Raw genomic sequence first — 8,651 nt, forward strand, 5'->3', positions numbered from 1 at the left:
ATCTACCAGGGACGCCGGACACACGCCCGCCATTTGTCAAACTTATGTGCTAATCCTCGCGGGTGAGGTCCTCGTAGAGCTCCTCAATGTCGGCCACCGCGCGCATTTGGTCAATGTTGGTAAAAGAGATGGACTGCATCGCGGCCTGTAGTAGGTCCATGTCAGAGTCCTCAATCATCGGCGCGATCTTCGGGTTCGGCAGATCGGGCAGCTTACGCCCGGACCAGAAGAACTCGGAGCCTGGGACCGTGCTCTCGTGCGCAATCGAGGCGGCTTCCTCGCGCACGACCTGCTCTAAGCCGGCGACGGTCACGTCCCGGAGGCTAAAGACCAGTGAGGGCGTGTCGTCCAGCTTCTTCGCTGCCTGATCCGCCACCGCAACGACGTGCTTGCACACCAGCGCGCTGTCCGGGCAGGTGCAGGAAGAATAGACCTCCTCCGGCTGCGCAAAGAGCAGCACGTCGAGCACCTCGTCGTTGATATCGCCCTTGAGCGCACGGTCGACCGCCCCGGCCTCGCGCGCGAGGCGCCCGAGTGCCTCGCGGACCTCAGCAGCGGAGCGGAAAGGCAGCAGGATCGACACCTCAAACGGGTAGTTCTGGCTGCCCACGACCGAGGCCGTAATCCGTGCCCGGTCAAAGTGCAGGTCATGCACGTGTCCACCGGCAGCGTACTCTCGTCCGCGGGTCGCACGCCCGAGGTCGGTCTGCCGCACCGCCGCGTTGATCATCCGCATCGCGGGCTGGTTCATCGCACGCGCGGACATCACCCGCTCGCCGGTCTCGGCCGCTGAGGACACGCGCTTGCGCTGCCCAAAGTTGGCGTAGATGACATTGCCCTCTTGGGGGCGCTTCTTTTTTGTCATTACTCTTGCCTCCCTCGGTAGCTGATCAGGCGCGACAGATCCTCGGTGTCCAGCTCAGTAATCCAACCCTCGCCTTCGCCGACGACGGTGCCGGCCAGCTGCATCTTGCCGTCGAGAATGTCCTGGATGGACTCTTCCATCGTGCCCTTGGTAATCATCTTGTACACGGTCACGTCCTTGCGCTGCCCGATGCGAAAGGCGCGGTCGGTGGCCTGGTTTTCCACCGCCGGGTTCCACCAGCGGTCCATGTGCACCACCACCGACGCCGCCGTGAGGTTCAGCCCGGTACCGCCCGCCTTTAAGCTCAAAAGCATCGCGCGCGGCCCGTCGTCGCGCTGGAAACGTTCCACCATCGCGTCGCGCGCCGACTTGCCCACCCCGCCGTGCAGAAACGGAATCTCCTCGCCGAGCTGCTCGGAAAGGTAGGGCTGCAAAAGGTCACCAAAGGCCTTGTACTGGGTAAAGATCAGGACCCGCTCGCCTTGCTCCACGGCCTGAAAAAGCAGTTCCATGAGCTTGGCTACCTTGCCGGAGCGCTGCTTGCCCTTGACGGTGACCGGCGAGCCGTCGCCAAGAAAGTGCGCGGGGTGGTTGCACACCTGCTTAATGCGCGTGATCGTGGCCAGGACGAGCCCGCGCCGCGCCATCCCCTCGCGCCGCTCGAGCTCCTGCTTCGTGCTGCCCACCAGCGCGGTATACAGCGCTGCCTGCTCGTCGGTCATGTCGACGGCGATGACGTGCTCGCGCTTTTCCGGCAGGTCATCAATGATCGCGGCATCCGTCTTCACCCGCCGCAGAATAAACGGCGCGGTCAGCCGCTGCAGCCGCTGCCCCATCTCCGCCGCCAGCTCCTCGTCGCGCTGCGACTCAATCGCCTTGGCGAAATGATTGCGGAAAAACGCCTGCGAGCCCAGCATCCCCGGGTTCACCCAATCAAGCAGGCTGCGCAGCTCAGCCAGCTTATTTTCAATCGGGGTGCCGGTCAGCGCAATGCGGTGTCTTGCGGGTATTGCCCGCACGCTTTTCGACGCCTGCGTCCCCGAATTCTTAATCGCCTGCGCCTCATCACAGACCACATGGTCCCACTCCACCAAGGCAAGCTCGCGCGCATCGCGGCCCACCACGCCGTAGGAAGTAATCACCAGGTCCGCTCCCGAGAGCTTTTCCACCAGCTCCATCCCCTTTGCGCGCCCGCTGCCGTGGTGGACCACCACGTCCAAATCGGGCACGAAGCGGGCGGCCTCGCGCGCCCAGTTGCCCACCACCGAGGTCGGCGCGACCACCAGCGTCGGTCCCTGGACACGGTCCGCCTCGTGCTCGACGGCGAGCAGGGCCAGCAGCTGGAGGGTTTTGCCCAGCCCCATGTCGTCGGCAAGCACGGCCCCAAGATTGTTTCTCGACATGAAGTCGAGCCAATCCACACCGCGACGCTGGTACTCGCGCAAGTGCGCGTGCACCGTGTCCGGGATTTCCACCCGCTCCGGGGCCGGGCGGTCCTGCCCGCCGAGAAGCGAAGTAAACCAGGTCGAGCCGGTAAATTCGATCGGCTCTTCCGTCAGCGACTCAAGCGCGAGCTGGCGCAGCTCCGCCGCAGAGACCACACCCTCACCCTCGTCTTTGAGCAGCTCCTCGTAGCGCTGCTGGGCCTGCGTTGCGGCCGCGCGCAGCGCTTCCGCATCGTCGGAGCCCGCGGCCTCTGCGAGCTCGGCAAGATTTTCCGCCCGCTCGACGGCAGCCTTGGCCTCCTCGAGCGCGCTGCGCTGCAGCTTCTTCATGTACTGGCGGGTGCGCGACAGGTCCTTCCCGTTGGCCAGCACCCACTCCCCGCGCAGTTTGATCAGGCCGGTCTTGGAGTTGATCAGCTCCTTCATCTCCGCCTCGGTCAGCTCGGTATCCCCCACCGAGATCCGCCAGTCGTACTCCACCAGCTGATCAAAGCCGATGCGGGTCACCGTGGAGGAATCATAAGGGTTCTCCGGCTTGCTCACCTTCAGCTTCGCCGAGGTCACCGCGCGCGACCACGCCTTCGGCAGCATGACGGTAAACCCGGCCTGCTGCAGTTTCGACGCTTCGGTTTCCACAAAGCGCACGATCTCCTCAGTCGACAGGTAGCAATCCCAATCGCCGCTGCGCAGGTCGCGAAAACCCCCGTGGCGGCGGTAATCCACCAGCTCGCTGACATCGATCGCGCGCTGCAACGTATCACGCAAGGTCTGCGCGGTCTGCGCGTCGTAATCCGACTGGCGCACCGGCCGCGGCGCGTCAGTGCCCGCGCGCACCTGCACCCGCACCGGCCAGGTGAGCTCGCCGGTGGATTCGGCGGACTCGGCAGACTCCGCATCATCTGGCTCGTCGTCAGGTGCCTCGACCAAGAACACCAGCTGCAGGTTCGCCGCGGTAATCGAGCCGCTCCAGTCGTTGATCTTGGACACCAACGACGCGCCACCCCGGCGCAGCGGCGTGCCGAAGACCAGCGAGGCCACAAAGTCGTGCCACGGGTACGGTCGCACCCGCGCCGGGACCCCCATCGCGTGCAGCCGCTCGGTGGCGATCCAGTGGGTAAGCGTCTGCGCCAGATCCTCGCTGATATTCGGGTCATTGAGCACAATCACCCCCGGCGCCGCAGCCACCATCTGCGCCAGCCACCCGCGCTCTTTCACACCGGTGCCCAGCTTGAACTGCGCGTAGAAGTGCGCATCCCGCTTCGGCACGTGAATGGTCACGCGCCCGGCGCGCACGAACTGCTCCAGCCCTTGATATGCGTGGATGAGCCACTTGAGATCGGGTGCGAGGGTGGCGCGCTGGTCATCGTCGAGAAGCGAAAGCTTTTCTAAGGCCGCGACGGTGCGCGTCGGCGAGAACGTGGCCGTTGGCGCGCGCAGCGTGACCTGCTTGCCCTTCGGGGTTTGCAGCGTGATCGGTGCGCGGCCGCGGAAGTGATTGCCCGCCAAAAGCTCCGTGACCAGCCGCGGAAAGGTGCCATCAGGCACATCCGCGAAGGTGAGCACCCTGTGACCGGAGACCTGCTCAACCCAGATGTTGAGCCCGGACTCCGGCAACCAAAGTCCGTGGAGCAGGTATTGAGGCATACCCACCCTTATACCACCTCGAAATTTCTTCGCATCCGATTGGATCCCGCCCACATGTATCCGGTAGCCCTGTTACACTACGGTTCCTGTAATGCAATTCACACTATTACCCCAAGGAGATGCAGATGTCTGACAGCTTCTGGCTTGTCGTCGCCATCGTGCTCTACTTCGGCGTCATGGTCGCAATCGGATTCTACTCCTGGCTCCAGACGCAGAAGTACGATGACTACGTGCTCGGCGACCGCGGCCTCCACCCCTTCGTCGCCGGACTCTCCGCCGGCGCCTCCGACATGTCCGGCTGGCTGCTCATGGGCCTGCCCGGCGCGCTGTTCGTGTCCGGCATGAGCGAGCTGTGGATCGCCATCGGCCTGCTCATCGGTTCCTGGTGCAACTGGAAGTGGGTCGCCCCGCGCCTGCGCGCCTACACCGAAGTCTCCAACGACTCGATCACGCTGCCTAGCTTCTTTGAGAACCGGACCCGCGACTCCTCGCGCGTGCTGCGCGTCGTCGCCTCGCTGATCATCATCTTCTTCTTCACGTTCTACGTCTCCTCAGGCATGGTCTCCGGCGGCCGCTACTACGAGTCCACCTTCGGCGGCGAGTACCTCGTCGGCATGCTGATCGTCGGCTCTATTACGGTGCTCTACACCTTCATCGGCGGCTTCCTGGCCGTCTCTTACACGGATGTGGTGCAGGGCGTGCTGATGTTCCTCGCCCTGATCACCGTCCCGATCATGGCGCTGATCGCCGTGGACAACCCGGGCGAGCTCTTCTCCTATGCCACCGACCACTCCTACGGCCCGTGGCCGGAGGGCAACCCCAACTTCTTCAACATGGTCGCCGGTGTGTCTGCCGCCACCATCATCGGCAACATCGCCTGGGGCCTGGGCTACTTCGGCCAGCCCCACATTGTCACCCGCTTCATGGCGCTGCGCTCGCCCTCTGAGGCCACCGCCGCGCGCCGCTCCGGCATCATCTGGGTCAGCTTCTGCTTCCTCGGCGCGATCTTCACCGCCTTGGTCGGTACCCTGTTCTTCTCCCAGACCACCCACTCCGTGACCGACCAGGAAGGCTTCGAAACCATCTTCCTGGACCTGGCGCGCATCCTGTTCCACCCGCTCATCGCCGGCCTGGTGCTCACCGCCGTGCTCGCCGCAATTATGTCCACCATGTCCTCGCAGCTGCTGGTCACCTCGTCCGCGCTGGTGGAAGACCTCTTCCGCATCTTCCGCAAGGAAGCCAGCCAGACCACCCTGCTGGTCGCCTCCCGCACCATGGTCGTGGTCATCGCGTTGATCGCCATGCTCATGGCGTTTAACCCCTCGGACACCATCCTGGGGCTGGTCGGCTTCGCTTGGGCCGGCTTCGGTGCCGCCTTCGGCCCCGTGATCGTCGCGTCGCTCTACTGGCGCAGGCTCACCGCACCGGGCGCGATCGCCGGCATGATCGTCGGTGCCGTCACCGTCTTCGTGTGGGGCTCCGTCGACGCGCTCTCCGGCATGATCTACGAGATCGTCCCGGGCGTCCTCTTCGCCACCATCGCCATGGTGCTCGTCTCCCTGGCCACCAAGCCCAAGCCGGGCGTGGCCGAGGAGTTCGACACCGCAGTCGCCGTCACCAACTACGCCTTCGCCCACCCCGAGGCGAACTTCCACGAGTCGCTCGAAGCCATCGAGCGCAAAAACTAAGGGAACCGCGGCACGTGCGCATGCGTCTAACGATGCATGCGCACTTTTCTTGTTCTCTTAAGCGTTGCCACACTTCTCATCGTCCCCTTCCCCACCCCACGCAGCCACTTCGGCGTCAGCGCGGGCCCGCCGCGCGCCACGGTGCTCGGCTACAGCCGCGATGCCTTCGGCACCGGCTGGGCCCCGCTTGCCGACGGTTGCACCACCCGCCAAGCAGCCCTCACCGCCACCTTCGGCGCTTCCCATGTTGTTGCCGAAACCCCGGGCAGCTGCCCCGCCCCGCGCGACGCGCCCGTTGCCGGGCCCTATACCGGCGAGCCCATCACCCCTTCTGACGTGGAGTTAGACCACGTCCTTCCCCTTTCCGCCGCCTGGGACTTAGGTGCCCACGCGTGGGACCAGTCTCGCCGCGAAGCTTTTGCCAACGACCCGCTCAACCTCGTCGTCGTCGCGGCCGCCGCCAACCAGCAAAAATCCGACCAGCTGCCCAGCGAATGGATGCCGTCCAAACGCGCGCAGCGCTGCGCCTACGCGCACCGGCTTGCCGATGTCGCCCGCACCTACGAGCTTCCGCTTCCACGCGCCGATCTACGCGAGATGCGCCGGGCCTGCGGCGGCATTGCCGGTCTTCTTGGCGCTCGCGCCATGTGAACTGTGACGATATTGCCCGCTTGCCGTAAGGTGGTGCAGCATGGTTACCTTTTTCACTGCTCTGCACGTGGTCGCAGCGATCATCCTGCTCGGCCCCGTCGTCGTGTCCACCTCCATGTTCCCCAAGCATGCCGTCGAGGCCCGCACCGGTAGCGAGGAGGCCACCGGCCGCGCCTCCGTGCTGCACAAGGTGACGAATACCTACGGCATGCTCTCCGTCCTGGTCCCGCTGCTCGGCGGGCTGGTCATGGCCACCGACTGGGGCGCATACAAGACCAACTACTTCCTCCACACCGCGATCATCCTGTCTGTGATCGCGTGGGGCCTGCTCTTCTTCATGGTCATCCCCCAGCAGCGCGCCATCATGGGCTCGCTCGGCGCACTCTCCCCCGCCGACGGCGACGCATCCGACGCCGCGTCGAACTTCGAAAAGGCCAAGGCGAAGGCCGCCGCAGGCGCTGGCATCTTCAACCTGCTGTGGCTGCTCACCTTCATCCTGATGTTCCTGCCGGCCCCGGCCTAACGCGCCGCTTACGCTTTCAGCCCCGCACTACCCGGTGCGGGGCTTTTTAGTGCATAAACTGCTGCGCGAGTTCACTTTTTGGGAGTAAAAATCACTATTGACGCTGTCACCTGCGGGTTTGGTGCAGGTGGTGTGGCCTGACCACCGCGGGCGGCTGCTGCCTGTCGAGATTCGAGATCTCGCTGAGCGAAAACCGAACGGAGACCGCCCTCGCATCGATGTGTGCTTCGCTGACTGGCCGCCTGCTGATGGTCTGCACACCCCTTTTTGACCCTTAACCCAAAAATAACCCCGCAGGTTTCCCTGCGGGGTGTTGTCATTAGAACGGTACTTCTTCGCCCTCGGACCGCGACGCTGCGGCTGGCGAGTGAGCGGACCAGGGTCAGACCGAGGAGAGCGCCCTTGCCTTGATCTGGTCGAACTCCTGCTGGGTAATCGCTCCCGAGTCGAGAAGGGCCTTCGCCGAGGCGATCTCATCGGTCGGGCTCGATCCGGCGGAGCCGCCGGCGACGGACTTGATGTACTCCTCCTGCCGCTGCTGGAGCTCCTGGTGCGCCTCGGCCGCGCGGTCGGTCATCCCCCGACCTCGAACAAGCAGGTACGCGAGCATTCCGATGAACGGCAGCGCGACGATGAACACCACCCACAGCGCCTTCGCGAAGCCGCCGAGGTCCTTGCTGCGGAAGAGATCTCCGAAGATCCACCACAGGGACATGAACCATGCGAAGAAGATGAAGAACTCGAACATGGCGAGTAGGAATGAGCCGTTGTCGTCGAACATCTGCTGACTGCCTCCTGACTGGATGGACGCTGGCCGAGCGGTCCACGCGGACCCCAGCGCACGACGGTTAGGAACAAGGACGTGCCCGGGCCGTCGCCGAACCACGTTAGCAGATCTTCCTCACCAAGCGTGGTAGCCGGGTTGCGACGCGCTGACCGGGTTGGGCTGGTGAAGACGGACCTGGGACTCCACGATTCGTAGCGACCAAGCAACGGATCGAGAGGAGTCCCAGGTGAGTGTTGAGGCTACCGTCCTGCCCGCTGCGATGCTCGGCATCTCGGGGTTGGTGGTGCTTGCCGCCGGTGAGTACGGCGGTGAGCTGGAGCTGTTGGTGGAGACCTCCGAGTCGGTGACCGGGTGCCCGCGGTGCGGGGTGGTCGCGGTGGCCCGCGGCCGGCGTGAGCATCTGGTGCGTGACATCCCCTCGGCGGGGCGGCCGGTGCTGCTGGTGTGGCGCAAGCGGCTGTGGCGGTGCGCCGAACCGGCGTGCCCGCAACGTACCCGGTCAGTACACCTAATAAAGCGACGTCAGTACGTTCGCTAATGCTCGAGCTGATCTTTCATCGCTCGTACCTCTCGGCTGCCAGCGTGGTCACTTATTCGCAACCGCCCACCGTGCGTTCTCTACACCCCTCACCGTTGCACCCGCGTGAGACTCTTAGACGGACCTGACGATCCACTCACGATCGCCAGGCAGTGCAATTTCGGACAAGACCAACTCGCCAAAGTCAACGATCTTGCCGAAGAAGACCACAACAAAGCCGACCAAGAAACAGGACGACCAGCCTTCTACGACAACGCTATCCCAACCGAATACAACCACTCGATACGAATCAGAAAAGGCCCCATGAAATAGCACAAAAAGTGTCCGACCGACGACACGCCGACCGGACACACATTTTGCTACTTAACCCTGCACACCTGTGACCATATTGCGGATTTGGGGTGAGCGGTCGGGTCCAAATGGAGCTAGCTCCATTTGGACTCGGGCCGGTTGTAAAAGCCCAGGTCGCGTGTCATCGATCTTCCCAAAAGGAGCTAGCTCCATTTAGAC

Annotated in this window: 7 protein-coding genes and 1 pseudogene; 5 read left to right on the top strand and 3 right to left on the bottom strand. The window is 64.0% G+C overall.

The genetic code is table 11. From position 1 onward, the window contains the following. Nucleotides 1–49 precede the first annotated feature (49 nt). Together HMPREF2990_RS05230 and HMPREF2990_RS05235 are read right to left on the bottom strand one after the other, a co-directional pair. Entirely contained in the window at nt 50–865 is an 816-nt protein-coding gene (locus tag HMPREF2990_RS05230; RefSeq protein WP_070763008.1) for an SWIM zinc finger family protein, read from the bottom strand. Further along, nucleotides 865–3,954, bottom strand: coding sequence for a DEAD/DEAH box helicase (locus HMPREF2990_RS05235; RefSeq protein ID WP_070763009.1), 3,090 nt, complete (start codon nt 3,952–3,954; stop codon nt 865–867). Before HMPREF2990_RS05235 ends, HMPREF2990_RS05230 begins: the two co-directional genes overlap by 1 nt. A 125-nt stretch (nt 3,955–4,079) precedes the next feature. Between HMPREF2990_RS05235 and putP the strand changes: the two genes are divergently transcribed. The 3 genes from putP to HMPREF2990_RS05250 are packed head-to-tail and all read left to right on the top strand — an operon-like array spanning nt 4,080 to nt 6,816. Further along, nucleotides 4,080–5,642, top strand: a complete 1,563-nt coding sequence (gene putP / locus HMPREF2990_RS05240) for a sodium/proline symporter PutP (RefSeq protein WP_070763010.1) — start codon at nt 4,080–4,082, stop codon at nt 5,640–5,642. Between the two features lie 36 nt (nt 5,643–5,678). Beyond that, nucleotides 5,679–6,293: an HNH endonuclease family protein gene (locus HMPREF2990_RS05245; protein WP_070763011.1), complete on the top strand. Its 615-nt coding sequence runs from the start codon at nt 5,679–5,681 to the stop codon at nt 6,291–6,293. Between the two features lie 40 nt (nt 6,294–6,333). Beyond that, complete coding sequence (locus tag HMPREF2990_RS05250) at nt 6,334–6,816, top strand: DUF2269 domain-containing protein (RefSeq protein WP_070763012.1); 483 nt, start codon at nt 6,334–6,336, stop codon at nt 6,814–6,816. A gap of 382 nt (nt 6,817–7,198) precedes the next feature. Here the strand turns inward: HMPREF2990_RS05250 and HMPREF2990_RS05255 are convergent, their stop codons facing one another. Next, on the bottom strand, nt 7,199–7,597 hold the full coding sequence (locus HMPREF2990_RS05255) for an SHOCT domain-containing protein (protein WP_038592207.1): 399 nt from the start codon (nt 7,595–7,597) through the stop codon (nt 7,199–7,201). 232 nt (nt 7,598–7,829) lie between these two features. Here HMPREF2990_RS05255 and HMPREF2990_RS05260 point away from each other — a divergent pair, with 232 nt between their 5' ends. Continuing rightward, a complete protein-coding gene (locus HMPREF2990_RS05260) occupies nt 7,830–8,141 on the top strand; it encodes a transposase family protein (protein WP_007000757.1) in 312 nt (103 codons plus the stop codon). A gap of 123 nt (nt 8,142–8,264) precedes the next feature. After that, nucleotides 8,265–8,453, top strand: a pseudogene (locus HMPREF2990_RS12415) (IS256 family transposase); the annotation flags it as partial. Nucleotides 8,454–8,651: the final 198 nt, after the last annotated feature.

Source organism: Corynebacterium sp. HMSC071B10, from assembly GCF_001814825.1.
Taxonomy (GTDB): Bacteria; Actinomycetota; Actinomycetes; order Mycobacteriales; family Mycobacteriaceae; genus Corynebacterium.

Coding starts and splice junctions, on each gene's coding strand:
- putP (WP_070763010.1), top strand. CDS start 4,080: ATGTCTGACAGCTTCTGGCTTGTCGTCGCCATCGTGCTCTACTTCGGC.
- HMPREF2990_RS05245 (WP_070763011.1), top strand. CDS start 5,679: ATGCGCACTTTTCTTGTTCTCTTAAGCGTTGCCACACTTCTCATCGTC.
- HMPREF2990_RS05235 (WP_070763009.1), bottom strand. CDS start 3,954: ATGCCTCAATACCTGCTCCACGGACTTTGGTTGCCGGAGTCCGGGCTC.
- HMPREF2990_RS05230 (WP_070763008.1), bottom strand. CDS start 865: ATGACAAAAAAGAAGCGCCCCCAAGAGGGCAATGTCATCTACGCCAAC.
- HMPREF2990_RS05250 (WP_070763012.1), top strand. CDS start 6,334: ATGGTTACCTTTTTCACTGCTCTGCACGTGGTCGCAGCGATCATCCTG.
- HMPREF2990_RS05255 (WP_038592207.1), bottom strand. CDS start 7,597: ATGTTCGACGACAACGGCTCATTCCTACTCGCCATGTTCGAGTTCTTC.